Annotated in this window: 25 protein-coding genes; 12 read left to right on the top strand and 13 right to left on the bottom strand. The window is 67.5% G+C overall.

From position 1 onward, the window contains the following. Window positions 1–11: 11 nt before the first annotated feature. Window positions 12–1,067 carry a selenide, water dikinase SelD gene (gene selD, locus KCG34_RS00160; RefSeq protein ID WP_211938395.1) on the top strand — a complete coding sequence of 352 codons (1,056 nt, stop codon included), beginning with the start codon at window positions 12–14 and terminating at the stop codon, window positions 1,065–1,067. Between the two features lie 16 nt (window positions 1,068–1,083). Here selD and KCG34_RS00165 read toward each other — a convergent pair whose 3' ends face one another. The 3 genes from KCG34_RS00165 to KCG34_RS00175 all read right to left on the bottom strand — a co-directional run bounded on the left by KCG34_RS00165 (window position 1,084) and on the right by KCG34_RS00175 (window position 2,749). Further along, complete coding sequence (locus KCG34_RS00165) at window positions 1,084–1,851, bottom strand: TIGR00266 family protein (protein ID WP_211938396.1); 768 nt, start codon at window positions 1,849–1,851, stop codon at window positions 1,084–1,086. A gap of 95 nt (window positions 1,852–1,946) precedes the next feature. Continuing rightward, on the bottom strand, window positions 1,947–2,225 hold the full coding sequence (locus KCG34_RS00170) for a hypothetical protein (protein ID WP_211938397.1): 279 nt from the start codon (window positions 2,223–2,225) through the stop codon (window positions 1,947–1,949). 113 nt (window positions 2,226–2,338) lie between these two features. Further along, window positions 2,339–2,749 carry a MarR family winged helix-turn-helix transcriptional regulator gene (locus tag KCG34_RS00175; RefSeq protein ID WP_211938398.1) on the bottom strand — a complete coding sequence of 137 codons (411 nt, stop codon included), beginning with the start codon at window positions 2,747–2,749 and terminating at the stop codon, window positions 2,339–2,341. Window positions 2,750–3,571: 822 nt separating this feature from the next. On the opposite strand from KCG34_RS00175, the gene KCG34_RS00180 reads away from it, so the two are divergent. Continuing rightward, entirely contained in the window at window positions 3,572–4,777 is a 1,206-nt protein-coding gene (locus KCG34_RS00180; RefSeq protein WP_211938399.1) for an elongation factor Tu, read from the top strand. Between the two features lie 57 nt (window positions 4,778–4,834). Here the strand turns inward: KCG34_RS00180 and KCG34_RS00185 are convergent, their stop codons facing one another. Both KCG34_RS00185 and KCG34_RS00190 read right to left on the bottom strand, forming a co-directional pair. After that, window positions 4,835–5,887, bottom strand: coding sequence for a beta-keto acid cleavage family enzyme (locus KCG34_RS00185; RefSeq protein ID WP_211938400.1), 1,053 nt, complete (start codon window positions 5,885–5,887; stop codon window positions 4,835–4,837). Window positions 5,888–5,909: 22 nt separating this feature from the next. Then, on the bottom strand, window positions 5,910–6,287 hold the full coding sequence (locus KCG34_RS00190; protein WP_211938401.1) for a carboxymuconolactone decarboxylase family protein: 378 nt from the start codon (window positions 6,285–6,287) through the stop codon (window positions 5,910–5,912). 151 nt (window positions 6,288–6,438) lie between these two features. On the opposite strand from KCG34_RS00190, the gene KCG34_RS00195 reads away from it, so the two are divergent. Beyond that, window positions 6,439–7,410: an AraC family transcriptional regulator gene (locus KCG34_RS00195; RefSeq protein ID WP_211938402.1), complete on the top strand. Its 972-nt coding sequence runs from the start codon at window positions 6,439–6,441 to the stop codon at window positions 7,408–7,410. 157 nt (window positions 7,411–7,567) lie between these two features. Then, window positions 7,568–8,668 carry a branched-chain amino acid aminotransferase gene (locus tag KCG34_RS00200; protein WP_211938403.1) on the top strand — a complete coding sequence of 367 codons (1,101 nt, stop codon included), beginning with the start codon at window positions 7,568–7,570 and terminating at the stop codon, window positions 8,666–8,668. 205 nt (window positions 8,669–8,873) lie between these two features. On the opposite strand, the gene KCG34_RS00205 is transcribed toward KCG34_RS00200, so the two are convergent. From KCG34_RS00205 to KCG34_RS00235, 7 genes are all read right to left on the bottom strand, one after another. Then, window positions 8,874–9,275: a GFA family protein gene (locus tag KCG34_RS00205; protein WP_211938404.1), complete on the bottom strand. Its 402-nt coding sequence runs from the start codon at window positions 9,273–9,275 to the stop codon at window positions 8,874–8,876. A gap of 81 nt (window positions 9,276–9,356) precedes the next feature. Further along, window positions 9,357–10,040, bottom strand: coding sequence for a glutathione S-transferase family protein (locus tag KCG34_RS00210; protein ID WP_211938405.1), 684 nt, complete (start codon window positions 10,038–10,040; stop codon window positions 9,357–9,359). A gap of 89 nt (window positions 10,041–10,129) precedes the next feature. After that, complete coding sequence (locus tag KCG34_RS00215) at window positions 10,130–11,008, bottom strand: DUF4349 domain-containing protein (protein WP_211938406.1); 879 nt, start codon at window positions 11,006–11,008, stop codon at window positions 10,130–10,132. A 102-nt stretch (window positions 11,009–11,110) separates the two neighbouring features. Beyond that, entirely contained in the window at window positions 11,111–12,079 is a 969-nt protein-coding gene (locus tag KCG34_RS00220) for an MBL fold metallo-hydrolase (protein ID WP_211938407.1), read from the bottom strand. Window positions 12,080–12,113: 34 nt separating this feature from the next. Continuing rightward, window positions 12,114–12,635 carry a GIY-YIG nuclease family protein gene (locus tag KCG34_RS00225; RefSeq protein WP_211938408.1) on the bottom strand — a complete coding sequence of 174 codons (522 nt, stop codon included), beginning with the start codon at window positions 12,633–12,635 and terminating at the stop codon, window positions 12,114–12,116. Between the two features lie 168 nt (window positions 12,636–12,803). After that, the gene (locus KCG34_RS00230; protein WP_211938409.1) at window positions 12,804–15,128 is read right to left on the bottom strand and encodes a GH92 family glycosyl hydrolase; all 2,325 of its coding nucleotides are present in this window, start codon (window positions 15,126–15,128) and stop codon (window positions 12,804–12,806) included. 68 nt (window positions 15,129–15,196) lie between these two features. Next, window positions 15,197–16,660 carry a hypothetical protein gene (locus KCG34_RS00235; RefSeq protein ID WP_211938410.1) on the bottom strand — a complete coding sequence of 488 codons (1,464 nt, stop codon included), beginning with the start codon at window positions 16,658–16,660 and terminating at the stop codon, window positions 15,197–15,199. Window positions 16,661–16,920: 260 nt separating this feature from the next. On the opposite strand from KCG34_RS00235, the gene KCG34_RS00240 reads away from it, so the two are divergent. From KCG34_RS00240 to mtnC, 3 genes are read left to right on the top strand one after another with little or no spacing between them, the layout of a single operon-like run. After that, complete coding sequence (locus KCG34_RS00240) at window positions 16,921–17,544, top strand: methylthioribulose 1-phosphate dehydratase (RefSeq protein WP_211938411.1); 624 nt, start codon at window positions 16,921–16,923, stop codon at window positions 17,542–17,544. Further along, complete coding sequence (locus KCG34_RS00245; RefSeq protein WP_211938412.1) at window positions 17,541–18,110, top strand: 1,2-dihydroxy-3-keto-5-methylthiopentene dioxygenase; 570 nt, start codon at window positions 17,541–17,543, stop codon at window positions 18,108–18,110. The genes KCG34_RS00240 and KCG34_RS00245 overlap by 4 nt, the downstream gene beginning before the upstream one ends. Beyond that, complete coding sequence (gene mtnC / locus KCG34_RS00250; protein WP_211938413.1) at window positions 18,107–18,754, top strand: acireductone synthase; 648 nt, start codon at window positions 18,107–18,109, stop codon at window positions 18,752–18,754. Before KCG34_RS00245 ends, mtnC begins: the two co-directional genes overlap by 4 nt. 683 nt (window positions 18,755–19,437) lie before the next feature. Here mtnC and KCG34_RS00255 read toward each other — a convergent pair. Then, complete coding sequence (locus KCG34_RS00255) at window positions 19,438–19,662, bottom strand: hypothetical protein (protein ID WP_211938414.1); 225 nt, start codon at window positions 19,660–19,662, stop codon at window positions 19,438–19,440. Window positions 19,663–19,927: 265 nt separating this feature from the next. On the opposite strand from KCG34_RS00255, the gene KCG34_RS00260 reads away from it, so the two are divergent. From KCG34_RS00260 to gor, 5 genes are all read left to right on the top strand, one after another. After that, window positions 19,928–20,314: a hypothetical protein gene (locus tag KCG34_RS00260; protein ID WP_211938415.1), complete on the top strand. Its 387-nt coding sequence runs from the start codon at window positions 19,928–19,930 to the stop codon at window positions 20,312–20,314. Beyond that, window positions 20,311–20,718, top strand: a complete 408-nt coding sequence (locus KCG34_RS00265) for a DUF5367 family protein (RefSeq protein ID WP_211938416.1) — start codon at window positions 20,311–20,313, stop codon at window positions 20,716–20,718. Before KCG34_RS00260 ends, KCG34_RS00265 begins: the two co-directional genes overlap by 4 nt. Before the next feature lie 59 nt (window positions 20,719–20,777). Beyond that, complete coding sequence (locus tag KCG34_RS00270; RefSeq protein WP_211938417.1) at window positions 20,778–21,440, top strand: hypothetical protein; 663 nt, start codon at window positions 20,778–20,780, stop codon at window positions 21,438–21,440. 228 nt (window positions 21,441–21,668) lie between these two features. Then, the gene (gene rpiA / locus KCG34_RS00275; protein ID WP_211938418.1) at window positions 21,669–22,352 is read left to right on the top strand and encodes a ribose-5-phosphate isomerase RpiA; all 684 of its coding nucleotides are present in this window, start codon (window positions 21,669–21,671) and stop codon (window positions 22,350–22,352) included. Window positions 22,353–22,569: 217 nt separating this feature from the next. Continuing rightward, on the top strand, window positions 22,570–23,967 hold the full coding sequence (gene gor, locus KCG34_RS00280) for a glutathione-disulfide reductase (RefSeq protein WP_211938419.1): 1,398 nt from the start codon (window positions 22,570–22,572) through the stop codon (window positions 23,965–23,967). Window positions 23,968–23,976: the final 9 nt, after the last annotated feature.

Here is a 23,976-nt window from a genome sequence, read left to right on the forward strand (position 1 = left end):
CGGAGCCGGCCATGACCGAGACCCTGCGACTGACCAGCCTGGCCCATGGCGGCGGCTGTGGCTGCAAGCTTTCGCCAGGCGTGCTGCGCGAAATCCTGGCCAAGACCCCGGCGGCCGGAATGTTTCCCGACCTGATGGTCGGGACCGAGACCTCGGACGACGCTGCGGTGTGGCGGCTGAACGACAGCCAGGCCCTGGTGGCGACCACCGACTTCTTCATGCCGGTGGTGGACGATCCCTTCGACTTCGGCTGCATCGCCGCGACCAACGCCCTTTCCGACGTCTACGCGATGGGGGCGAAGCCGATCTTCGCCCTGGCCGTCGTCGGCATGCCGGTCGGTCGGATGCCGGTGGAGATGATCCAGCAGATCCTGGCCGGCGGCGCCTCGGTCTGCGCGGCGGCGGGGATACCGATCGCCGGGGGCCACTCGATCGACAGCGCCGAGCCGATCTATGGCCTGGTGGCCCTGGGCCTGGTCCATCCGGACCGGGTGCTGACCAACCGCGGCGGGCAGGACGGCGACGCCCTGATCCTGACCAAGCCCCTGGGCGTGGGCGTGCTCAGCGCCGCCTTCAAGCAGGAGCGGATGCCGCCGGGCGGCTACGAGGCCCTGGTCGCGACCACCACCCAGCTGAATACGGTCGGCTCGGCCCTGGCCGAGGCCGCGGGGGTGCACGCCGTCACCGACGTCACCGGTTTCGGCCTTTTGGGCCATGGCTTGGAGATGGCGCGCGGGGCGGGGCTGACGGCCGAAATCTTCGCCGATGCGCCTACGCTGCTCCCGGGCGTCGAGGCCCTGGCGCGCGAGGGGGTGCGCACGGGCGCCGCGAGCCGCAATTGGGCGAGCTATGGCGAGGCGATTCGCTTGCCGGCGGGGTTCGAGGCCTGGCGCCAGGACCTGCTGTCCGATCCGCAGACCAGCGGCGGCCTCCTGATCGCCGTCGCCCCATCGGAGGCCGACCCCGTGCTGGACCAGGTCAAGGCGGCCGGGTTCGCCGGCGCGCGTATCGTTGGACGGCTGAAAGCGGGGCCGCCGCTGGTCGAGGTGACGACGGCCGACGCCTGAGGCGCTGACCGGCGGCTCAGCTGTCGCCGCCCAGGAGGCTGCCCAGGATTCCGCCGACCACCCCGGCCGTGGCCACCCCGCCGAGGTTGCCGCCGCTGCGCTGTTGCTCGCCGCCGGGCAGATAGTGGGCGATCTCCTCAGCCAGGTTCATGATCGGCATGGACTGCAGGTGCACCTCGCCCGGCCCGGTCAGGCAGGCCAGGAACAGGCCCTCGCCGCCGAACAGGATGTTGCGGAAGCCCGGCACCACCTGGATGTCGAACGAGACGGTGGGCTCATGGACGCCCACATGGCCGGCATGGACCAGCAGGCGTTCGCCGGGCGCCAGGCGCTTGGAGACCACCTCGCCCGACAGGTCCAGGAACACGGTCCCGGGACCGGTCACCTTCTGCAGGATGAAGCCGGCGCCGCCGAAGAAGCCCGAGCCGATGCGCTGCTGCCAGGCCAGTTCCAGGGTCACCGACTTCTCGGCGCAGAGGAAGGTCTCCTTGCGGCAGATCAGGCTCTCATAGGGCTGCAGGGTGCGGGCCATGATGGTGCCGGGAAAGCGCGGGGCGAAGGCCACGTGGCCCGGCCCGCCCTCGGCGGTGAAATCGGTGATGAAGAAGCTGCCGCCGGTCAGGCTGCGCTTGAGACCTGCGAACAGGCCGCCGCCGGTGTTGGTGTGCATACGCATGCCCGCGGTCATCCAGGCCATGGTCGCGGTCTGGCTGTAGACCGTCTCGCCGGGCGCAAGGTCGAGGCCCACGGTCTGCATCACGGTTCCTGAGATGTCGTAGCGCACGGCTTTCCCCTAGATAACGTTGGCATGCGAGCATACAGGCGAGCGGGCCTGCTAGGCGAGGGGGCCGGGCTTAATTCGGCGCAATGATCGCGAGTTCAGCTGTTGGCGATCCAGCGTTCGATGCCGAGCGAGAGGCTGAACGCTTCCTCCTTGATCCACTGCAGCATGGTCTCTTCGGCGTCGGGGCGCCGGTCGATCTCCGCCAGGCGCTGTTCGAGCACTTCCTTCTGGCGTTTCAGCACAGCGAGTTTGCCGGCGGCGTGCATCCGCGCGCGATCGGGACCCTCCTTCATCAGAGCCTCGGCGTCGTCGATATGGATATTGGCCTGGGCCAGCATCAGGGCGACATCGCGGCGGATGGACGGCATGGACATCAGAGCGCGCCTTTCGAGACTGGGCGTTGAACGCGAGCGCGACGCGGAGAGGCGGCTAGTCGCGCAATTTATATCACTCTGAGATGCAAAATAGGCGGGACCGTGGCGGGCCGCTATATTTTCAGCCGCCGCAGGCGTTCCAGGGAGCGGGACAGCGATGGCTCCTGGCGCAGCATCGCTTCGAGGTGCTTTTCCGCCAGTTCGGCGAAAAGCCGATCTCCTTCCGGCGTCAGCGTCAGGCGCACGCTGCGACGGTCTTCCAGGGAGGGCTGTCGTACGGCGAGGCCCGCCTTGGCCAGTCGGTCGACCAACTGTACGGCGGCGTGGTGGGTCAGAAGCAGCTGGTCGGCGAGATCCTTCATCGACATGGCCTCGCCGGGCCAGGCCTTGATGGCCAGCATGGCCTGGTACTGCTGCTGAGTGGTGCCGGCCTCGCGGTTGATCTGCTCGCTGGCGGCGACGAACTGGCGCAGGGCGAAGCGGAAGGCGGCCAGATCGGCGAAATGGTCCGGTTGGTCCGTCATCGCGCCTCCCCAATCGCGCCGCCGTGAACCTATGTCTGCGGCCTGATCCGGCAAAACGCAAACCGAAGGCCGCCAGATATTCCGCAAAGGGGGCTTTGTAAAATATATCATTAAATGATGAAAATCTTGCGCTTCGACCTGCTTGAGGTGTTGCGCAAGGAACGTGTCACTATCGGCCAGTGTCCCCAGGTCTTCGGCAGCGCGTTCAACTTTCTGCCCTTGGGCAAGTGCTGCGCCGCCGGCCCACTTGCGCCGGCTTGAGAGCGATGTTATCTGCGCCCCTCGTTTTTGGAGAGCGTCAAGTCGATGCAAGGTCTCGAACAGTTCGAGCAAGCGTTCCGTGCGGCGGTTGTCGCAGCGGATGCGCTCTATTGCGCGCAAGACTAGACAGCCTTTCGTAGAACGAGGGGCGCTGGCCCCTCCAAACGGTTCGAAACCCTGGAAGGCCGGCGCCTCCGGGGTTTTTTATTGGCCTGTCGCCCCGCCAGGCTGAGCCCGTGAAGGACACCGCCGATGACGCCGGCGTTTGTGATCGCGACCACCGAAGACGCCCGCACCCTGTCGTGCGGCGAGGCGGCCGCTTGGCGATCGCACCCTTAAAGCCTTCCCCAGTCCATCGCCCTGGGGAGCCGTTGCGGACCTCCAGGGCCACCCGAGATGCGGGCCCGCTGATCCGGACGGTCAGCGGGCTTTTTCCATTCCGGCCCAGCTCCGCGTCGAGGGGCGGGTCCGACCGAGATTGGCGCGCGCCAATACCATGCCGTCCGGGCCGGGCCCGGCCAGTCCGACCCGGGCGGCGCTTGCAACAGGCTGGAGATCCCAATGCCTATCAACACCCCCATGGAGGGCAAAATCCATGTGAACGTCGGCACCATCGGGCATGTCGACCACGGCAAGACCACACTGACCTCGGCCCTGACCCAGGTCCAGGCGATGCGGCTGGGCGGCCAGGCCCTGTCGTTCGACCAGATCGACCGGGCGCCGGAGGAAAAAGCCCGCGGCATCACCATCAACACGGCCCATGTGGAATACGAGTCTGAGACCCGGCACTACGCCCACATCGACTGTCCCGGTCACGCCGACTACGTGAAGAACATGATCACGGGCGCCTCCCAGATGGACGGGGCGATCCTGCTGGTCGACGCCACCAAGGGCGCGGCCAAGCAGACCATCGAGCACGTCCTGCTCGCCCGCCAGGTCAATGTCCGGCACATGGTCGTCTATGTGAACAAGATGGACGCCTTGGACCCGTCCGAGCGGGCGGACATGCGCGAGCTGATCCAGCTCGAGATCGGCGCCCTTCTGGCCTCGCAGGGCTATCCGGAGGCGGTGTTCGTGTTCGGCAGCGCGCTGAACGCGATCGAGGCCGTGCGCCGGGGCGACCTGGCCGATCCGGACCTTGTGAGCGTGGTCGAGCTGGTGGCGGCGCTGGACGCGGCCATTCCCGATCCCGTGCGCGACTTCGACAGCCCGTTCCTGATGCCGATCGAAGGGGTGCACACCATTCCCGGGCGCGGCACGGTGGTCTCGGGCCGGGTCGAGCGCGGGGTGGTCAAGGTCGGCCAGGCGGTCGAGATCGTCGGCCTGGACAATGACGGGGCCGAGGTCGTGGTGACGGGCACGCAGGCCTTCCGGAAGAACATTCCGGAGGCGCGGGCGGGCATGAACGTCGGCCTGTTGCTGCGCGGGCTCAAGCGCGACGACGTCCAGCGCGGCCAGGTTTTGAGCGCGCCGGGCTCCATTCGCGCCCGCACCCGCGGCAAGGCTCAGATCTTCGTGCTGACGGCCGAGGAAGGCGGGCGGCACACGCCGTTCGCCAGCGGCTATCGCCCGCAGCTGTTCTTCGGGGTCACCGACGTCACCGGCGTGATCCAGGTGGACAGCGGGGCCGGCGTGCATCCCGGCGACCAGGCTGAAATCAGCTTCGAGCTGACCAAGCCGGTCGGCGTCGAGCCAGGCGTCCGCTTCGCCATCCGCGAAGGCGGCAAGACCGTCGGCGCGGGTCTCGTCACCGAGGTGAGCGACTAGGTCTAGGGGCCGCTCCCGCCCTTGGCGCAGGCCAGGGGCGGGAGCGGTTTGCCGGCGTCACGCCGCCAGCTGGGTGAAGCCTTGCTGGCCGGCGCGGCGGTTGGGCGCCCAGCCGACCTTGGCCAGGGTCTCGTCGGTGGTCGAATAGAACTCGCCGATCCTGCAGATGCGGCGGGCCTCCTGGCCGCTGGCGATCTCGCGGTAGAGCTCGCGGGAGATGCGCACCAGCTGCTCGATCTGCTGCACGCTGGTCAGGCGTTCGCCCTTGCGGCCCCAGAGGTTGTCCTCGATCCCGCAGCGCACGTGCAGGCCCATGGCGATGGCCATGGTGTTCAGCGGCAGGCAGCTGCGCATCATGGATTCGATGGTCAGCACCGCCCCGTCGGGGCAGCGGCGGACGAATTCCATCATGTTGTAGGGGCTGGGGCCGTCCGCCCCGCCGCCGATGCCGACCCAGTTCAGCACCAGGGGCCCGGTATAGATCCCCCGCCGATAGAGCCGCTCGACGCTTTCCAGCTGGCCCGGATCGCCCAGCATGAACATGGCCTGAACGCCGTTCTTCTGCAGCCGGCGCAGGTGTTCCTCGACGAAGTCGGGGCCGGAGGGGATCCACATTTCGCGATAGGCGTGGTGATAGGCAGGCAGGGCGAGCGAGGTGCCGGCGACGTCGTCCGCGCTCATCAGCTCGGTGACGTTCATCTGGTTGGTGTTGATGGCGATGGTCACCTGGTCCGGCTTTGGGTCCAGCTCGGCCAGCATGTGCCGGGTGTCGTCGCCGAGCCACTTGGCGGATTCGCCTTCGCCCTCGGGGGCGAACGAGATCGAGCCGCCGACCTGTAGCACCATCTGGGGCACGGCGTCGCGCAGGCGGGACAAGAGCTCGTTGAACATGGACAGGCGCTTGGAGCCCGACCCGTCCGCCTCGCGGCAGTGGACGTGCAGCACAGTGGCGCCGGCGTTCCAGCAGTCGACCGCCTTCTGCACCTGCTCGTCCATGCTGACCGGGATGTCGTCGGAGTCGCTGGGCAGGAATTCGGGGCCGTAGGGCGCGGCGGTGATCACCAGCGGCTGCTGATGCTCGGGGAACAGGGCGTCGTCGAGAAAATGCATGGTTTCCTCCGGGGTTGATCGGTTATTCGGCCGCGGCGCGGGCGGCGGCCATTTCTTCGGCCAGGATCGGAAAGCCCAGGGCGCAGCTGTGGATGCCGAGCACGGCGACCCCTTCCAGCACCGCCATGATCTCTTCGGGCCGGGCGCCGAGCTCTAGCGCCTTGCGGATATGGCGCCGCACGCCGGGGGCGTAGAGGTGGGTGCACGAGGCATCGACCGCGATGGCGATCAGTTCCCACGTCTTGGGATCGAGGGCGCCGGCGAAGCGGGGCTTGAGCCCCATGGCCAGGAAGGATTCCAGCCAGGCCGGATCCATGTCCGCGATCGTGTCCCAGGCGGAATTGAATTCGCCCTGGGCGCGCAGGCGGTTGGTAAGCGGGGTCGGCGGAGAAGCGGTCACAGCGGGCTCCGGACATTTGCGTGGTGTGACCTGGGTCTAGCCCTCCGATGGCGGCTGTGATTGAAATACGGGGACACACGTTTGTTAATTTGGGACACGCGCCCTGACCCGCCTCACCCGCAGCGCCAGCCTGACCGGCTTTGCAGACCTGGTGCGATCGCTGGGGCTGGATCCGGCGCGACTGGCGGCTGAGACCGGAATCCCGCTCGAGGCCCTGTCCGATCCGGATCTCAAGGTCCCCGCAGAACGGGTAGGGCGCCTGCTGGAGCTGGCGGCGACACGCGCCGCCGCCCCCGACTTCGGCCTGCGGCTGGCCGAGACCCGGCGTCTGTCCAATCTGGGTCCGGTCGGCCTGATCGCCCGCGACCAGCCCTCCCTGCGCAAGGCGCTGGAGGTGATGCGGCAGTATCAATGGCTGCATAACGAGGCCATCGCTCTGAGCGTGGACGAGACGGAGGACATCGCCGTGCTGCGCCTGGACTTCGCCGGCGGGCCGGCGGCCCAGGCGGCGGAGCTGTCGGTCGGCGTGCTCTGCGGAAACCTCAGGGCGCTGATGGGGCCGCGCTGGCGGCCGGAGGCGGTGATGTTCCGCCACCTGGCGCCGCCGGATCTGGCGCGTCATCGCCGCCTGTTCGGCGTGGCGCCCGAGTTCGGCCACGACTTCGACGGCCTGGTGATCGCCCGGCGAGACCTGGATGCGCCCCTGGCCTCGGCCGATCCGGGCATGGCGAACCAGGTGCAGCGCTATGTCGAGCAGCTGGCCGCCGGTCGCCGCCGGGCCTGGCGGGAGACGGTGGGCGACCTGATCGTGCTGCTGCTGCCGACCGGCGCCTGCTCGGCCGACCGGGTGGCCGAACACCTGGGCTTCGACCGCCGCACCCTGCACCGGCGTCTGGCGGCGGAAGGCTGCTCTTTTCGGGACCTGATGACCGAGCGGCGCGCGGAACTAGCTGCGTCGCTGGTCGCCGAGGGGCGGGGGCTGAGCGAGGTCGCGGACCTGACCGGCTTTGCTTCGCTCAGCGCTTTTTCGCACTGGTTCCGCGCCCATTTTGGCCGCTCCGCGAGCGCCTTCAGAGCGATGCGCGGCGGGCAGGGGGGGCTCGCCCAACGCGTGCGGGGCTGATCCGAGCAGTCCGATTTCACAGCCGGTCAGCGATTTTTAATGCCCAATTTTCGAGAAATTGCGGCATCAACGCCACGCAATGCCCTTCGGTCTGGGCTAAAAGAGCGTCGGGCGCGGGCCGGTCCCGCCCCGTTGCGATCGATGAGTTGGACGAGCCATGAACCACATCCGCGTCGAGACCTCCCTGCGCTTCGAGCAGAACCCCAACCCCACGCCGGCCACCGAGCGTGAGGCCCTGCTGCAGAACCCCGGTTTCGGGCGCGTATTCACCGACTACATGGTGACCATTCGATACGCCGAGGGCCGCGGCTGGCACGACGCCAAGATCGCCGCTCGCGGGCCGTTCCAGCACGATCCGGCTTGCGTGGTGCTGCACTACGCCCAGGAGATCTTCGAGGGGCTGAAGGCCTATCGCCTGCCGGATGGCGGGGCGACCCTGTTCCGGCCCGAAGCCAACGCCCGCCGCTTCGTCAATTCGGCCACCCGGTTGGCCATGGCGCCGCTGCCGGAGGAGCTGTTCCTGGAATCGGTGCGCGAGCTGGTGCGGGTCGAGCGGGACTGGATCCCGTCGGCCGACGGGGCCTCGCTCTATCTGCGGCCGTTCATGTTCGCCACCGAGGTGGGCCTGGGGGTGCGGCCGTCGTCCGAATACCTCTATTGCGTCACCGCCTCGCCGGTTGGGGCCTATTTCAAGGGCGGCGCGTCGGCGGTGACCATCTGGGTGTCCGAGACCTATACCCGCGCTGCGCCCGGCGGCACCGGCGACGCCAAGTGCGGCGGCAACTATGCCGCCAGCCTGGCCGCCCAGGCGGAGGCGATCCGCGAGGGCTGCGAGCAGGTGGTGTTCCTGGACGCGGTCGAGCGCCGCTGGGTCGAGGAACTGGGCGGCATGAACGTGTTCTTCGTGTTCGACGATGGCTCGCTGCAGACCCCGCCGCTGGGCGGCACCATTCTGCCGGGGGTGACGCGGGACTCGCTGATCACCTTGGCCCGCGACCTCGGACTGACCGTGCGCGAGGAGCCCTACGCCATCGACCAGTGGCGGGCGGACGCGGCGAGCGGGCGGCTGACCGAAGCCTTCGCCTGCGGCACGGCGGCGGTGGTCAGCCCGATCGGCCAGGTCAAGGGCCGCGAGCACAGCTTCACCATCGGCGATGGCGGGGCCGGCCCGGTGGCCAGCCGGCTGAAGGCGGCGCTGCTGGACATCCAGAACGGCCGTGCGCCGGACAAGCGCGGCTGGCTGGACCGGTTGTTCTGAAGGGCGGCGCGCCGGGTATCGAGTGCGCTGAATTCGGCTTGATCTGGATTTTTCAACCGCTCATCCCGGCGAATGCCGGGACCCAGATCATAAGGCTCGGACCGTCGAGACGTATCCCACTGCTATACTTGAATGCAGCCGGTTCCATAGGATCTGGGTCCCGGCATTCGCCGGGATGAGCGGATTTTAGGGATCAGCGCAGGGTTCACCCCGGCAAGCGCTCGAAGGTCTTGAGGCCCTCGGGTATGCGGTGGAAGGCCTGGGCGTCGCAGGTGTAGATGGCGAGGGCCGGCTTGAAGACGCTGGGGTCGTCGAGGCCGCCAACCTTGACGATCACCGCCGGGAATCCCGGCGCGCGGGTCACTAGGTGGGTCCCGCAATTGGGGCAGAACTCGCGGGTGACGGCGTTGGGGATGTCGTCGCGCTTGAAGCCCTTGGGCTGGCCTTTCACATAGGAAAACCCGGCGATCGGCATAGCGATGAACAGGTTCGGCGAGCCGCCGGTGATGTGCTGGCATTCGCGGCAGTGGCACTGGGCCTGCATCATCGGCTCGCCCTCGGCCACATAGCGCACCTGGCCGCAATAGCAGCCGCCTTCGAGTTTCATGGCGTTTCTCCCCTGGAGCCGGCGCCGATCCTGGCACAGGCCGCCGCGGGTCGCATCAACGACGGAACGGAAGGGGAGCGGTCAGAACTCGCCGCTGAGGACGCGCGGGTCCAGGCCCTGATGGAAGGGGAACCATTGCAGAAAAGGCTTGGCCTCGCGGATGGTCCGCTGAACAGACGGCCGCAGCAGCAGCCGGTCGAAATAGGCGGCCAGTTCCGTCTGGCCAGGCTCGAACGGCCGGATCGCTCGGGCATAGACTAATGCGGGGACGGCTGCGCAGTCGGCCAGGGTGAAACCATCCCTCGCCCCTTGAGCCGCCACGCCGGTTTCCAGGAATTCATAGGCGACGCCCAGCGCGGCGCGGGCGTCGGCGACACCGGCCGGGTCCCTGTCACCCTCGGGGCGTAGATAGTCGCTGACGATCTTCTGCAGCGGCGACTGGACGTGCAGGTCGAACACCCGGTCCCACAGCCGCACGTCCAGCGCGCGGTCGGCGCTCTGTGGGATCAGGCGCGGGCCATTGGGATAGAGGCTCTGGAGATATTCGACGATGATGCTGGCCTCGGGCACGACCTTGTCTTGCGCCGCGTCCTTCAGCACCGGCATCTTGGCCAGCGGCCACATGGCCCGGAAGGCCGCGTCGTCGGCCGGCCGGCCCTGGAGCACCTCACATTCAAACTCTGCGCCGACTTCGTAGAGGGCGATCAACGCCTTCCAGCAGTAGGAGGACAGGGGGTGCATGTAGAGGGTCAGGGCGGCGGCCATGTCCATACTCCTCGAGCGAACCGATCGGTTAAGTCATCGGTTTAGTATCAGCGCTTCAAAAGTTAGGCAATGACCTTAGTGATGGGCGCTCAGCCGCCACCCACCATCGCCGTATCCCGGCGGCGTCCGCGAGCCTGCAGGTGAGCGCGGACCGCGAAGGCAATCCCGACCAGCGCGCCGCCGATCAGGGCGATGGGGAGCAGCACCGAGCCCAGCGTCACCACAGCCGCCAAGATCGCGATGATGGTGTGGCCGGCGCCGACGGTAGCGTCGCGCAGGGGGCGAAGGGCGCCGCCTTGGGCCATCAGGCCGGTCACCTGGTAGTCGACGGTGAGCTTGGACATGGCGACGCGGGCCTTCATCACCGCCAGTTCGGAATTGGTGGCGTCGAGGTCGCCCTGGACCTTGGCAAGTTCGCGCTCCACGTCCATCACGTCGGCCAGCTTACCCGGGCGCTCGGCCAGCACCTTTTCGATGCGGTCGCGCAGGGTGGCCTGGGCGCGGGTCTGGGCCTCGGTGTCGACGATCGAGCGGCTGAGGTCCTCGCTGTCCACGGTGGCCGCCGCGATGTGGCCGCCGTCGGCCTTGGTCTGGCTTTCGATGCCGCTGCGGAAATGGGCGATGAAGTCGGGGACAGCGCGCAGCTCCAGATGGGCGCCGGCGACCCCTTCGCCCTCGCGGTCCAGGCGCGCGCCAACCAGCTGGCAGGCATAGGGGCCGGCCGCCGCGCAGGCCTGTTCGTCCCGATCGATGGCGGCCTGGATGCGGTCGCCCGGCAGGCTGAGCCGATAGGCGTAGGCATAGGCGAGTTGGGGGATGGAGATGGTCGGCGACTTGCCGTCGCCCGGCTTGGGCGGCGCAGCGGGGCTGGCCATGTCTGTCTTGCCGGCCAGATCGGCGCCGGCCGGCGCGACCTTGGCGCAGGCGGTCATTCCAACGAGCAGCAGCACCGGGACCCATTTCCGCATGTCTTCCTCCAGCTCTCATCTTGTGATCACGAATTCGTGATCACGAGAATGTGATCGCCCGGACGAAGGCGGAATTGTGGCTGGCGACGGTGGGGCTTCAGGTCAGGGATTGTTCCAGGGGAACCCGGTCTCGATGGTCATCTCGTGGTTCACCGGATAGCGGCGCGGGTAGAAGCCGGTGGCGTGGAGCTGGCCAGCCTGAAGGCGCGAGAGGGTCAGGTCCAGGTCGCGGACGTCGCGCATGCCGAGCCAGGGTGCGGCGATCCCTTCGCCCACGCGGCAGCAGTGGGCCGTCCAGAGGATGGTGTCGCCGGGCAGGTCGGCCAGCAGGCGCTTGGTGGTCGCGCGATAGGCCGAAAGGCTCGCCCCCGGCAGGAAGGCGTAGAGGGTGGTGGGATAGATAAAGTCGCCGATGAACAGGCGATGGGCGGCTGGCTCGTAGAGCGCCACCGAACTCGGCGTATGGCCGGGCGTGGAAAGCACCGCCAGCGAGCGGCCGCCGAGGTCGAGGCTTTCGCCGGGTTTCAGCCAGGCTTCGACCGTGGGCGAGGGGGTCGCCAAGCCATCCTCGAAGCCCATGAACTCGTAGCGCTTCGGATGGAGCCGGCCGTGATCGAAGTCGGCCCTGGTCTGCGGCAGATCGATCATGTCAAGCTTGCCGAAGGCTCCGATCCCGCCCAGGTGGTCGAAGTGCAGGTGCGAGACGATCACCGTCACCGGGAGGCGGGTGAGGCTACGCACCACCGGGCCGATGTCGCGCGTGCCCGAGCCGCTGTCGAACAGCACGGCGCGTTTCTGGCCGATGATCAGATAGGCGTAGTTCTGCTGGTAGTAGCGCGGCTCGCCGATGGCGAAGGTCGCCGGCCCGATCGGTTCGACCGCGAAATAGTCGTCGACCATGTGGCCCTTGGCCAGCACGGCCGGTTGCGGGTCGGTGATGGCGTGCGGGTTCAGCGGCGCCATCAGCTCGGCATAGACGTAGGGGGCGAACAAGGCGGCCAGGCCCAACAGGCATATGACCACCACGGCGCCGATCGCGCCGCGTCTGACCCATCCACCCCTGGTCGCCATGTCTCCCCCCGCGCCCCTGTCGCGCGGCGGCGACTCAGCGAAGCTCGATATCGATGTCCGAGTAGCGCGCGTCGAAGGCCACCGCACAATAGGCTTCGAGCAGGTAGCGGTTCAGGCTGTCGCGCTCCTCGACGAAGCGGATCTGCATCTTGTTGATCCGGGTCTTGGCCGCCTCGAAGGCGACGCCGAAGCCCTGATCCTTGAAGATGTCCTCCCACCCGGTCTTGCGCGAGACCGGAACCGAAAAGCGGCTGTCGGCCAGCATGACCTTCAGCTTCAGGGCCGAGCGGTTGGTGTGGGCCGAGCCGCGGCAGTGGTTCATCAGCCGCTGGTAGAGCCGGCTGGTGCGCCCGACGAACAGGTGGTCGTCCCCTTCCGAGAACAGATAGACGCCTTGCTGCGGCCCCTGTTCCGAAAAGGCGCCGAAATGGCGGCCGGGCTGGGAGACGAGTTCTGCGGCCTGGGCCTGCAGGACATCGAGGGCGCGGACGAACCGCAGGTCCGCCACGCTGTGCCGCGCGCTCTTCAGGCGCGGGCTGCTCAGAAGTTCCCCCATGGATGCCAGTCCCCCAACTCCGTCCAGCCACACCGGCGCGGCCGCCTCAACCGGGAACTGCAAGGCCCGCGCCAGGTAAAGGCTCAAGGCATGCAAGAGGGCCGCCTGTTGCTGCGGCGCTCGCAAATCGAGCCCCAGAGTGGGGTGATGAGCGTAAACGCGGCCGGTTCAGTGCGCCGTCGACATGGAGAAGGGCCGGTCGGCGGGCCGGGTCGCCCAGGATTTGTTCGGCCGGGCCTGCATGACGAACTTCAGCTCGCCGCCGGCCATGATCTCGTCGTGGCGGAGGAAGCTGCGCGAGAGCGGGCGGCCGTTCAGCGTCACCTGGCCGACATAGCGGTTGGCGTCGCTCAGCCCCTCGGCGATCACGCTGAAGCGCTTGCCGTTCGGCAGGTTCAGGGTCGCGTGGTCCACGAACGGGCGGCCGATCACGTACTCGTTCGAGCCCGGCGCAACGGGGTAGAAGCCCAGAGCGGTGAACACCAGCCAGGCCGACATCTGGCCGAGGTCGTCATTGCCCACCAGGCCATCGGGCGCCGGCCGGTACTGGCTGTCCATGATCTGCTTCAGCCGCTCCTGGGTGCGCCAGGGCTGGCCGGCGTAGTCGTAGAGATAGGCGACGTGGTGGCTGGGCTCGTTGCCGTGGATGTACTGGCCGATCAGGCCGGCGATATCCTCGGCGCTGGAATAGTCGAGTTTCGAGTCATCGAAGTCGAACATGGCGTCCAGCTTGGCGACGAAGGCCTTGTCGCCGCCCATGCCCTTGACCAGGCCGGCCTCGTCCTGCGGGGCGAAGAACGTCCACTGCCAGGCGTTGCCCTCGGTGTAGTCGCTGCCGTACTTGATCGAGGTCGGGTCGAACGGTTCGCGGAAGGCGCCATCGCTCTTCCTTGCCCGGATGAAAGTGGTCTTGGAGTCATAGACGTTGCGCCAGTTCCCGGCCCGCGCGGCGAAGGTCTTGGCTATATCGTCCCGGCCTATGGCGTGGGCGGCGCGGGCTATGGTCCAGTCGTCGAAGGCGTATTCGACGGTCTTGGAGGCGGCCTCCGGCTCCTTGTCGATCGCGACCCAGCCCAGGCGCATGTAGTCGCCGAGGCCGCCATAGGGGGCGTAGGTGGCGCTGGCGACCATGGCCTTCAGCGCCGCCTCGCGGTCGAAGCCCTTGATGTCCTTCATGATCGCGTCGGCGATCTCGGGCACGGCGTGATAGCCGATCATGCACCAGGTCTCCTGGCCGGCGAACTGCCAGACCGGCAGGATGCCGAACGGGCTCTCCTGCTGCGACGCCACCAGCGAGCTGACCACGTCGGCGGTGCGCTGCTCGGGCCGGATCAGGGTCATCAGCGGCTGTTCGGCGCGGAAGGTGTCCCAGAGCGAGAAGGTGGAGACGAAGGTGAAGCCATCCGCCTTGTGCACGGCATTGTCTGGACCGCGATATCGTCCGTCCACGTCCATATCCAGGCTGGGCGCCATCAGGGCGTGATAAAGAGCGGTATAGAGCGACTTGCGCATCGGCTCGGCGGCGTCGATCTCGACTGCGCCTAGGGCCTTGTCCCAGGCCGCGCGGGCGGCGGTGCGGGCGCCGTCGAAGTCCCAGCCGGGGGCCTCGGCCTTCAGGTTGGCGACGGCGTTGTCCTCGCTGACCGGGGAGATCGCGACCTTGACCAGCAGCGGACTGTCCAGCGGGCCGAAGTCGAACACGGCCTCCAGGCCCCGGCCGGCGATGGCGTCTAGGTCGGTCGCGCTCGTGCCTGGGCCCTTGAAGCCCTTGTATTCGTTGGGCGGCTCGCGGTCGTAGAGCTGGTGGCCGGTCAGAGGCTTGGAGAAGGCCACGGCGAAATAGAGCTGGCGGCCGGGCGCCCAGCCGCGGGTCTCGCGAAAGCCGGTGACGAGGCCGTCGGGACGGATCCGCAGGCGCGACCAGCTGACCTTGCCCGGATAGTTGTAGATCGAGGAACGCAGGTCCAGCAGCACATGCGCCGCCTGGCCGGCCGGGAAGCTGTAGCGGTGCAGGCCCACGCGCGGGGTCGTGGTCAGCTCGGCGCGGACGCCATAGTCGGCGAGGGTCACGGCGTAGTAGCCGGGCTGGGCGATCTCGCTGTCGTGGCTGAAACGGGAGCGGTAGCCGGACAGGGGCTTGTCGCTGTCGCCCGGCTCCAGCCGGACCTCGCCGGCGATCGGCTGGATCAGCACGTCGCCCAGGTCGGAATGGCCCGTGCCGGAGAAATGGGTGTGGGAGAAGCCGAGGATGGTGTGGTCCTCGTAGCGATAGCCCGCGGCCCACTTGTAGCTCTGCTTGAACGGTTTGATCTCGGTGTCGGGGCTCAGCTGCACCATGCCGAAGGGGACGGTGGCGCCCGGAAAGGTGTGGCCGTCCGGCCCCGTGCCGATGAAGGGATCCACCGTCTCGACCGGCGAGGCGGCGAAGGCGGCGCCGCAGGCCAGGCCCAGCACGCCGGCGGCCAAGCCGCCAGCCCAAAGCGAACGCCGCATCCTGCTCTCCCTCGAATCCGGGTGAGCCTAGCGCTGCGGCGGCGCCTGGGCCAGCGGCCGCTAGGCCGTCAGAAGCGGTACTGGGTGAAGATGCCGAACTCGTCGTAGGTCCCGCTGTTGAGCAGGCCGCCGGCCGGAATCCCGCCGATCAGGCCGCTGCCCTGCGGGGCCGCCGAGCCGGGCGCCGCGGCGCCGTTGGTGGTGGTCAAGAGCCCATTGCTGACGCTGTCGCGCTTGTAGACCAGGGCTAGGTCCACCGATTGCACGGGGCTGTAGTCGAGGCCGAGGTTGAAATACTCGTCGCGGGTCGCCGAATTGGCCTTGGCCGTAGAGGCCAGCACGTCCTGTTCCGGGTTCACCCAGTCGTAGCGGCCGAACACCGAGACCTTGGGCGTCACGCTGAACGAGCCGAACACGGAATAGCCCTCGCCGGTGGCCTTGACCGGCTTGGCCGCCTGGGTCCCGTCGGTGAAGTTGCGCACATAGACGTACTCGCCGCCGACCCGGAAGCGCGGATTGACGTAAGCGACCAGGGCGTCGAGGCGGTTGGCCGAGTGGTAGAAGGCCGAGCCGTTGACGTTCTTGCCGAGGTCGCCGGAATAACCGCCGACAGCCACGGTGAAATTGTCGACCGTGGCGTTGATGCGGCCTTCCACGTCCATCTGCTTGGAGCGGTTGAAGTTGCCGTCGCCGGGCGCCTTGAAGCCCGAGCCGTCCAGCAGCGAGACCGAATAGCCCAGGGTGACCGGGGCGACCGGGAAGGTCCCGTTGACGTTCAGGCTGGTGTCGGTGGTGGTGCCGTACTTGATCCGGTCGATCAGCATGTTCTCGACGAAGCGATAGCCGGCCAGGTTCTCGACGAACGGCACCCAGGGCAGGTCCACGTCGCCCGCCCGGATCACCAGGGCGTCGGAATATTTGGCCTGCAGATAGGCCTTCTTGATGAACAGCTGGGTCGACTTGGTGGTGGCGTCGTAGGTGAAGTCGGTGGTGATGTTCGCCGAATAGATGTCGTTGAACTTGTGGTCGAAGGTCAGATAGGCCCGCTTGATGTCGAAGCCGTAGCCGTTCGACGAGGGGAAGCCGTTCTGGGTGTTGGTGCGCACCCCGTTCGACTTCTGGTCGATGTTGCTGACGTCGGCGAAGACGAGGCCGCCGACCTTGGTGTCGCCCCACCAGCCGGGCTTTGGCGTGTTGGCGACCACGGCCTGCTTCACCTCGCCGGGGAGGGTCTGGATCTGGGCGGCCAACTGGGCCTTCGCGGACGCGGCGTCGGCCTTGGCGGCGGAGGCCTCGGCCTGGGCGGCCTGGGCCTTGGCCTCGGTCTGCTCGCGGGCGATCTGTTCCTGGTCCAGGCGCGCCTTCAGCGACTCGATTTCGTCGGCCAGGGCCTTGACCTGCTCGGCCGTGGCGGCCGGCGGCGCGGCCGGATGGCGCTTGTGGTGCGGCTTGGCCTCGGCGGCGGCAGCGAAGGAAAGGGCGGCCAGCACGCCAAGCGCTGCCCCGCCCAACAGAGAAAATCTGTCGCGCATGAATTTGAACCCCAGATATCCGGCCCCAACCGGTTCAGAAAGACGGCGATGATCCGCTTGCTGATGGATCACCGTTATGTAGGCGCGGCTCATATCGTAGCCGCAGGCGTAGTGTCCATGATCTGTGGATCGTCCGGCTACGATTTAAACTACAAGCGGCGTCAGTCGAGATGAGGTATCGCCGCACCCTCGGCGGGCTTGGCCGGATGCGGCCGGCCGGCGTAACCTGGACGCCTGATTTGCACCCTGAGCGAGGTTTCATGCATCTGGACGAGGCGAGGGGCGAACTGGTCGCGGTCGGTGCGACCTTCGACGCCAAGGGCTGGGTGCCGGCCACCAGCGGCAACTTTTCCGCGCGGCTGGGCGACGGGACCATGGCCATCACCTCGTCGGGCAAGCACAAGGGCCGCCTGACGCCCGCCGACATCATGCATGCCGACGCCGAAGGGCGCTCGCTGGATGGCGGCAAGCCCTCGGCCGAGACCGGGCTGCATGTGCAGCTCTATCGCCTGTTTCCCGAGATCGGGGCTGTGCTGCACACCCACTCGCCGGGCGGCGTGGCGCTGAGCCGAGCGTTTCCGCAGGCTTCCGCCTGGGTCATCGAGGGGCATGAGCTGGTCAAGGCCCTGCCGGGGCAGACGTCCCATGAGGCGCGGGTCACCCTCCCGATCGTGGACAACGACCAGGACATGGCCCGCCTGGCCGAGGCGATCGCGCCGGCCCTGCTGGCCAAGCCCGCCCCGCCGGCCTATCTGATCCGGGGCCACGGCCTCTATGCCTGGGGCAAGGACGTGGCCGAGGCCGAGAAGGTGGTCGAGGCCCTGGAATGGCTGTTCGCCGCCGACCTGACCGAACGCCTTTATCGCGCAGGAGCACAATCATGAGCCGCCTGACCGTCTATCCCGACACCAGCGCCGACGCGCCGATCCTCGACACCTGCGACGCCGCCGAGATCGCCAAGACCCTGGCCAAGATCGACGTGCAGTTCGAACGCTGGCCGGCCGAGGCCGTGCTGGCCGCCGACGCCGACGACGCGGCGGTGATGGCCGCGTATGCCGGGGCCATCGACCGGCTGAAGGCCGAGGGTGGCTATCAGGCCGTCGACGTGGTGCGCATGGCCCCGGACAATCCGCAGAAGGAGATGCTGCGGCGCAAGTTCCTGTCCGAGCATCGCCACGCCGAGGACGAGGTGCGCTTTTTCGTCGAGGGCGAGGGCCTGTTTTGCCTGCGCGAGGCGGGCAAGGTGCACATGGTGCTGTGCGAGGCAGGCGATTTGATCAGCGTGCCGGCGGGCATTCGTCACTGGTTCGACATGGGGCCGGCGCCGCGCTTCACCGCCATCCGCCTGTTCACCAACCCCGAGGGCTGGGTGGCGCAATATACCGACGATCCGATCGCCGACGCCTATCCGCGGCTGGAACCGCAAAAACTCGACCACATGACGGCATGACCACCCCGATCCGGGCGATCCTGACCGACATCGAGGGCACGACCAGCAGCATCGCCTTCGTCGCCGAGACCCTGTTTCCCTATGCGCGGGCGCACCTGCCGGCTTTCGTGGCGGCGCACCCGGAGCGCGTCGCGGGGCTGCTGGCGGAGGTTGCGGCCATGGAGCCGGGCGATCCGGTGGCGACCCTGCTGCGCTGGATCGACGAGGACCGGAAGGCCACGCCGCTGAAGACCCTGCAGGGCTGGATCTGGGCCGAGGGCTATGCGACCGGCGCCTATCAGGGCCACGTCTATCCCGACGCGGCCGAGGCCTTGCGGGCGTGGAAGGCGGCGGGGCTGAGGCTGTTCGTCTATTCCTCGGGCTCGGTGGAGGCCCAGGAGCTGCTGTTCGGCCATAGCGACCAGGGCGACCTGACGCCGCTGTTCGAGGGCTATTTCGACACCACGAGCGGCGGCAAGCGCGAGGCGGGGTCCTACGTGCGGATCGCGGCGGCGATTGGCGAGGAGGCTGGGGCGGTGCTGTTCCTGTCGGACGTTCAGGCCGAGCTGGACGCGGCGGCGGCGGCGGGGATGCGGACGGTGCTGGTGGATCGCAGCGGCGGCGCCGCTGGGGTGGGGTCGTTTGAGGAGATCGGGGTGCGGTAGGGGCGGCTGAGACGTCCGCTTAGGGCTCAGGCGCTGAGGCGAAAGAACGACCCCTAGCGGGCATTTGAGGTCCGTGAAATGCTGGTCAGATGACGCGATTTTCACGTCCATCGCTCTACGCACCAACGGCGGCGTTATTTCTATTCGTTTGCTTGGGCATCGGAAGCTGCGCTCACCGCAGCCTCCCAAAATTGACGCGAGAGCAAGCGAAGCTTTGTGCGGCGCAAGGAGGATATGAAAGTCGCGGAGGTTTTGGCGAGCCATTCTGCCAGTTTCGCTATGCCGACGCAGGGAGGGTTTGCTCAAGCAAAACTGATTGCGAAGGTCAGTGCATAATTCAGCTTGGCCAGCCGTCAGACCCAAAGTTGGCGCCGGGCGATCCAGCAGAAGGCCGCTGTCAGGCAGAGAGAAGTACGTTCGGCTGTTACATTGTCATCGACGGCGGAAGAGTGACCAATGCCGGTGGCTGCTCTGACTGAAGGTATATCCGCAAACCACCCATCCGACTCGTTCGGAGAGTCCGCTTTCTGGCCGTCGGGCTCGCACCGGCGCGAACGGCAGCTTGTGGCACCCGAGCGAAGGGAACAGAACGACCCAACTCGGACATCGCGCTTACGTTTGCTGTGACCTTGAAGCCGACTTTGCACTTTCGCGCGACAGATGCAGAGCCGCCGAACCCATTTTCAGGAATATTGTAACGCGTGCATCACGCCGAACGTAAGTGCCCCGCCAGCGACTAAAGTTAGAAAACCGACGCGCCACCAATATGAAAATGGCTGATCTTCACGCTTGATAAATCGCGTTGAGCTGAGACCACTATTGAAATTCAGAATTTTGCCCGTAACAAGTGCGAAAGTAACCGCCGCAGCAGGCACTGCGGCGACGATCAGATAGTAGACGAACGTCATGTCTGCGCGATCTCCATATCGCCAATAGCCATTGAGCTTATGCTTGGGAATGGCAGATTGCCACCCAACTCTGCCGCTCATAGGTGCTGCTTTCCGGGGTGCTGGCCGAGCGACGGAATTCCGTCAAGTTCCCTGGCGCGGCCGTGGCGCCGTCCGGTCGGGCCGGGGATGAGCAGACCGCCAAGCGGATTTTGCGCGCAGGTTGGTCCGGCCGGCGGCCTTGGGCGTATGCATAGGGGGCTGTTGCTGGCGAAGGCGTAGACGGATGAAATCGGCTCTGTATGGCCTGGCCCTCGCGGCGTTGGGCGCTGTGGGACCGTCCTGGGCGGTGGAGCCGGCGCAATCGTGGCGGGTGGCGGGCAAGGTGGCGAGCTTTGCATTCACGCTGAACTGCGACTTCAGGCCGGCCGGAACGCGGCTCGGCGGGGTGTGTGTGGACGCTTCGACCAGCGATCCGACGATCAAGGGCGGTCGCGCGCACAAGATCACGCGCGGGCGGATCGACGGCGACACGGTCAGCTGGACCTATGTCTCAAGCTTCCTGCTGTCCAAGTTCGACGTGACCTTCGATGGGACGCGGCGGGGCCAGGATATGAGCGGCGTTATCCACGTCCAGGGCCATGACGGCGCGTTCACCGCGACGCGCCAATGACCAGGCGCGAGGCGCTGATCTACGCCGGTGTGGGCTTTTCGGTCTGGCTGAACGGCGCCGTGACCTTTCGGCTGGGCGGGCGGATGCTGTTCACCCATGGGCCGGCGGTGACGGCGGCGGTGGCGCTGGTCATCGCCGCGCTGGTCTGCCTGGCCCTGCGCGCGACCATGGCCTGGCGGAAGGCGGACGTGTCGCAATCGGTGGAGATCGCGGTGATCATGGCCTTGCCAGGCCTGTTCGGCGAGACGGCGCGGCTGGCTGTCTTTCCCTGGGCCACGGGCCTTCCTGAAAGCGCGGGGCCATCGTTCGCCGCCGTCATCTTCTTCGGCAACGCGGTGCTGCTGGCCTATGCTTATCTGCGCGCGCAGCAGCGGCATCGGCCTCCCGGCACGATCACGGACTAGCCAATGGGAGATGGGCTGGCTTGACAAGCTTGCTGAAAAATGTTCCTATTTGTCACATCATGCATCAGCCCGAGCCCTCCGACTTCGACGACGCCCCCGCGGCGGACCCCGTGTCCGCGGCGGCGTTGGCGCGTGGGGTGGCGGAGCGGCAGGTGGCGTTTCTGGATCGGCTGGCGGAAGCCGGGACAAGGATGGCCGAGGCCCTGGCGCAGAGGACCGTCGAGGAGGCGGCTGGCGGCGCGGATGTCGAGGGGCTGGACCGGGCGTTCCAGAAGGTCACCCGGGCGGTGCGGCTGACGCTCGCCTTGCAGACCAAGGCAGTCAAGGACCTGGCGGCGCTGGAGGCTGGGTGCGTTCGCGTCACGGAGGCGGCGCCGCAGGAAGACCCGCTTGACCAGCGTCGGCGTCGGATCGCGCGGATCGTGAACCGGGTGGTGGCGGACGACGAGGCCACAGCCTGGAAGGCCGAGCGCCTCTGCGGCCGGGTCTGGGAGCGGCTGAGTGATGAGGACATCTATGGCGATGTGCTCTCCAAGCCGATCGGCGTGGTGATCGAGATGATCTGCCGGGACCTGGATATCCCGGTGAACTGGGTGCATCTGGCCCGGGAGGCCTGGGCGGTTCAGGAGATGGCCGGCGGCGACGAGACCTCGCCGTTCTTGGCGCCGGATGGGGCCTATTTGCGGTGGTTTCGGCCGCCGCCGCTGGCTGGGGCGCCTTGATTTTCCACTCCCTACCCAAAACTTCGTCATCCCGGCCGGAGCGTAGCGCAGAGCCGGGACCCAGCCGCACTGGCCTCGACGCTGCATAGTAGCGCGTCTGGGGCGGGGGTGCTGGGTCCCGGCTCTCCAGCCCGCTGCGCGGGCCTCCGGCCGGGATGACGGGGTTGGGGGATGTGGGTGTGCTTGGGACCTATTCCCACAAACCCAGCCTTCGCCTATGTCACCCCTATGACGGCAGACGAACAGAAGCGGGCCACGGGCGAGGCTGCGGCGGCCCTGGTGGAAGACGGCATGGTCGTGGGGCTGGGCACCGGCTCGACCGCGGCCTGGTTCGTCAAGGCGCTGGCGGCGCGCAAGCTGGATATCCGCGGGGTGCCGACCTCGGTCGCCACGGCCGAGCTGGCGGCGAGCCTGGGGATGCGCCTGACCAGCCTGGACGAGGTGTCGTCTATCGACCTCACCGTGGACGGCGCCGACGAGATCGGGCCGGGCCTGTCGCTGATCAAGGGCGGCGGGGCGGCGTTGCTGCGCGAAAAGCTGGTCTGGGAGGCGTCCAGGCGCTGCGTCTGCATCGCCGATGCGGGCAAGGTGGTCCGGACCCTGGGCGCCTTCGCCCTGCCGATCGAGGTGGTGGCCTTTGCGCACAAGACCACGGCGCTGCGGATCAGCGACGCCCTGGCGGACTGCGACATCGGCGTTCGCCCGCGCCTGCGCCTGAAAGACGGCGCGCCGGTGGCGACGGACGGCGGCAACCTTATCTATGACGCGGCCTGCGGCGCGATCCCCGATCCCGCCCGCCTCGCCGAAGCGCTGAAGGGCGTCACCGGCGTGGTCGACCACGGGCTGTTCCTGGATCTCGCCGACGAGGCGCTGATCGGCCGGGAGACGGGCGTGGAGCGCCTGGTTCCGTAAAGCGGGTTGGGATTTGTGGATTGGTGCGGATGGATTTTTATATCCGCTCATCCCGGCGAATGCCGGGACCCAGATCGTAAGGCTCAGCCAGAGGGTATTGGCGCCTGAAAATTCCTGGGTCCGGCGCCATATGATTTGGGTCCCGGCATTCGCCGGGATGAGCGGGTTCGAGTGCGGCCCGCCGATCTCGGTTCGGTTCAGCTATTGAGGAGCCGCCATGGCGGGCTACGACTACGATCTCTTCGTCATCGGCGCCGGTTCGGGCGGGGTGCGGGCGGCCAGGCTGGCGGCCATGAGCGGGGCCAGGGTGGCGGTGGCCGAGGAATACCGGGTCGGCGGCACCTGCGTGATCCGCGGCTGCGTGCCGAAGAAGTTCATGGTCTACGCCAGCGAGTTCACCCACGCCTTTGAGGAGGCGCGCGGCTTCGGCTGGGAGATCGAGGGCGCCAAATTCGACTGGCGCCGGTTCCTGATGGCCAAGGACGCCGAGATCAGCCGGCTGTCGGGCATCTATACCTCGAACCTGGAGAAGGCCGGCGTCGACCTCTTGCTCGGGACCGCACGGTTCGTGGATGACCATACCCTGGAGCTGAAGGAAAAGTCGGGCGGCAAGCGGACCATCACCGCAGCCAAGGTGCTGATCGCCACCGGCGGCCGGCCGACCCTGCCGACCGACGTGCCCGGCATCGAGCACGTGATCACCTCGGAAGAAGCCTTCCACCTGCCCGAATTGCCCAAGCGGATGGTGATCGTCGGCGGCGGCTATATTGCGGTCGAGTTCGCCTGCATCTTCCATGGCCTGGGCGTCGACGTGACCCTGATCTATCGCGGGCCCAACATCCTGCGCGGCTTCGACGAGGACGTGCGCGCGCACCTGGCCGACGAGCTGAAGAGCCGCGGACTGAAGGTGATGGTCTCGTGCCAGCATGAGAGCATCGAAAAGCGTGAGGACGGCGTGCTGGTCAGCCATGTGGGCGAAGGCCACACCCTGGAGTCCGAGGTGGTGATGTTCGCCACCGGCCGCGCGCCGCATGTGAAGGGCCTGGGCCTGGAGGCCGCGGGCGTGAAGCTGAACGACAAGGGCGCGGTGGCGGTGGACGCGTTCTCGCGCACCAATGTTGAGCACATCTGGGCGGTGGGCGACGTCACCGACCGCATGGCCCTGACCCCGGTGGCGATCCGCGAGGCCCAGGCCTTCGCCGAGACCGAGTTCTATGGCCGTCCCATGAGCTTCGACCACGCCGACGTGCCGACGGCGGTGTTCTCCCAGCCGCCGGTAGGGACGGTGGGCCTGACCGAGGCGCAGGCGCGGCACAAGCTGGGGCCGGTGGACGTCTACCTGACCCGCTTTAGACCGATGAAAACGACCTTCTATGGCGGGCGCGACCGGTTCCTGATGAAGCTGATCGTCTGCCGCGAGAACGGCAAGGTGGTGGGCTGCCACATCGTCGGGCCGGACAGCGCCGAGATGATCCAGCTGGCCGCCATTGCGGTGAAGGCCGGCCTGACCAAGGCCCAGTGGGACGCGACCTGCGCGTTGCATCCGTCTGCGGCGGAGGAGCTGGTGACATTGCGCGAGAAGTACGTGCCGATGGAGCTGGCGGCGGCGCAGTAGGGGACATGC

Source organism: Phenylobacterium montanum (genome assembly GCF_018135625.1).
In the GTDB taxonomy this organism is placed as follows: Bacteria; Pseudomonadota; Alphaproteobacteria; order Caulobacterales; family Caulobacteraceae; genus Poindextera; species Poindextera montana.

Bases quoted from the DNA above. Each gene is read 5' to 3' on its own strand.
- selD (WP_211938395.1), top strand. From the start codon at position 12: ATGACCGAGACCCTGCGACTGACCAGCCTGGCCCATGGCGGCGGCTGT.
- KCG34_RS00170 (WP_211938397.1), bottom strand. From the start codon at position 2,225: ATGTCCATGCCGTCCATCCGCCGCGATGTCGCCCTGATGCTGGCCCAG.
- KCG34_RS00175 (WP_211938398.1), bottom strand. From the start codon at position 2,749: ATGACGGACCAACCGGACCATTTCGCCGATCTGGCCGCCTTCCGCTTC.
- KCG34_RS00180 (WP_211938399.1), top strand. From the start codon at position 3,572: ATGCCTATCAACACCCCCATGGAGGGCAAAATCCATGTGAACGTCGGC.
- KCG34_RS00185 (WP_211938400.1), bottom strand. From the start codon at position 5,887: ATGCATTTTCTCGACGACGCCCTGTTCCCCGAGCATCAGCAGCCGCTG.
- KCG34_RS00200 (WP_211938403.1), top strand. From the start codon at position 7,568: ATGAACCACATCCGCGTCGAGACCTCCCTGCGCTTCGAGCAGAACCCC.
- KCG34_RS00205 (WP_211938404.1), bottom strand. From the start codon at position 9,275: ATGAAACTCGAAGGCGGCTGCTATTGCGGCCAGGTGCGCTATGTGGCC.
- KCG34_RS00210 (WP_211938405.1), bottom strand. From the start codon at position 10,040: ATGGCCGCCGCCCTGACCCTCTACATGCACCCCCTGTCCTCCTACTGC.
- KCG34_RS00215 (WP_211938406.1), bottom strand. From the start codon at position 11,008: ATGCGGAAATGGGTCCCGGTGCTGCTGCTCGTTGGAATGACCGCCTGC.
- KCG34_RS00220 (WP_211938407.1), bottom strand. From the start codon at position 12,079: ATGGCGACCAGGGGTGGATGGGTCAGACGCGGCGCGATCGGCGCCGTG.
- KCG34_RS00225 (WP_211938408.1), bottom strand. From the start codon at position 12,635: ATGGGGGAACTTCTGAGCAGCCCGCGCCTGAAGAGCGCGCGGCACAGC.
- KCG34_RS00230 (WP_211938409.1), bottom strand. From the start codon at position 15,128: ATGCGGCGTTCGCTTTGGGCTGGCGGCTTGGCCGCCGGCGTGCTGGGC.
- KCG34_RS00235 (WP_211938410.1), bottom strand. From the start codon at position 16,660: ATGCGCGACAGATTTTCTCTGTTGGGCGGGGCAGCGCTTGGCGTGCTG.
- KCG34_RS00240 (WP_211938411.1), top strand. From the start codon at position 16,921: ATGCATCTGGACGAGGCGAGGGGCGAACTGGTCGCGGTCGGTGCGACC.
- KCG34_RS00245 (WP_211938412.1), top strand. From the start codon at position 17,541: ATGAGCCGCCTGACCGTCTATCCCGACACCAGCGCCGACGCGCCGATC.
- mtnC (WP_211938413.1), top strand. From the start codon at position 18,107: ATGACCACCCCGATCCGGGCGATCCTGACCGACATCGAGGGCACGACC.
- KCG34_RS00255 (WP_211938414.1), bottom strand. From the start codon at position 19,662: ATGACGTTCGTCTACTATCTGATCGTCGCCGCAGTGCCTGCTGCGGCG.
- KCG34_RS00260 (WP_211938415.1), top strand. From the start codon at position 19,928: ATGAAATCGGCTCTGTATGGCCTGGCCCTCGCGGCGTTGGGCGCTGTG.
- KCG34_RS00265 (WP_211938416.1), top strand. From the start codon at position 20,311: ATGACCAGGCGCGAGGCGCTGATCTACGCCGGTGTGGGCTTTTCGGTC.
- KCG34_RS00270 (WP_211938417.1), top strand. From the start codon at position 20,778: ATGCATCAGCCCGAGCCCTCCGACTTCGACGACGCCCCCGCGGCGGAC.
- rpiA (WP_211938418.1), top strand. From the start codon at position 21,669: ATGACGGCAGACGAACAGAAGCGGGCCACGGGCGAGGCTGCGGCGGCC.
- gor (WP_211938419.1), top strand. From the start codon at position 22,570: ATGGCGGGCTACGACTACGATCTCTTCGTCATCGGCGCCGGTTCGGGC.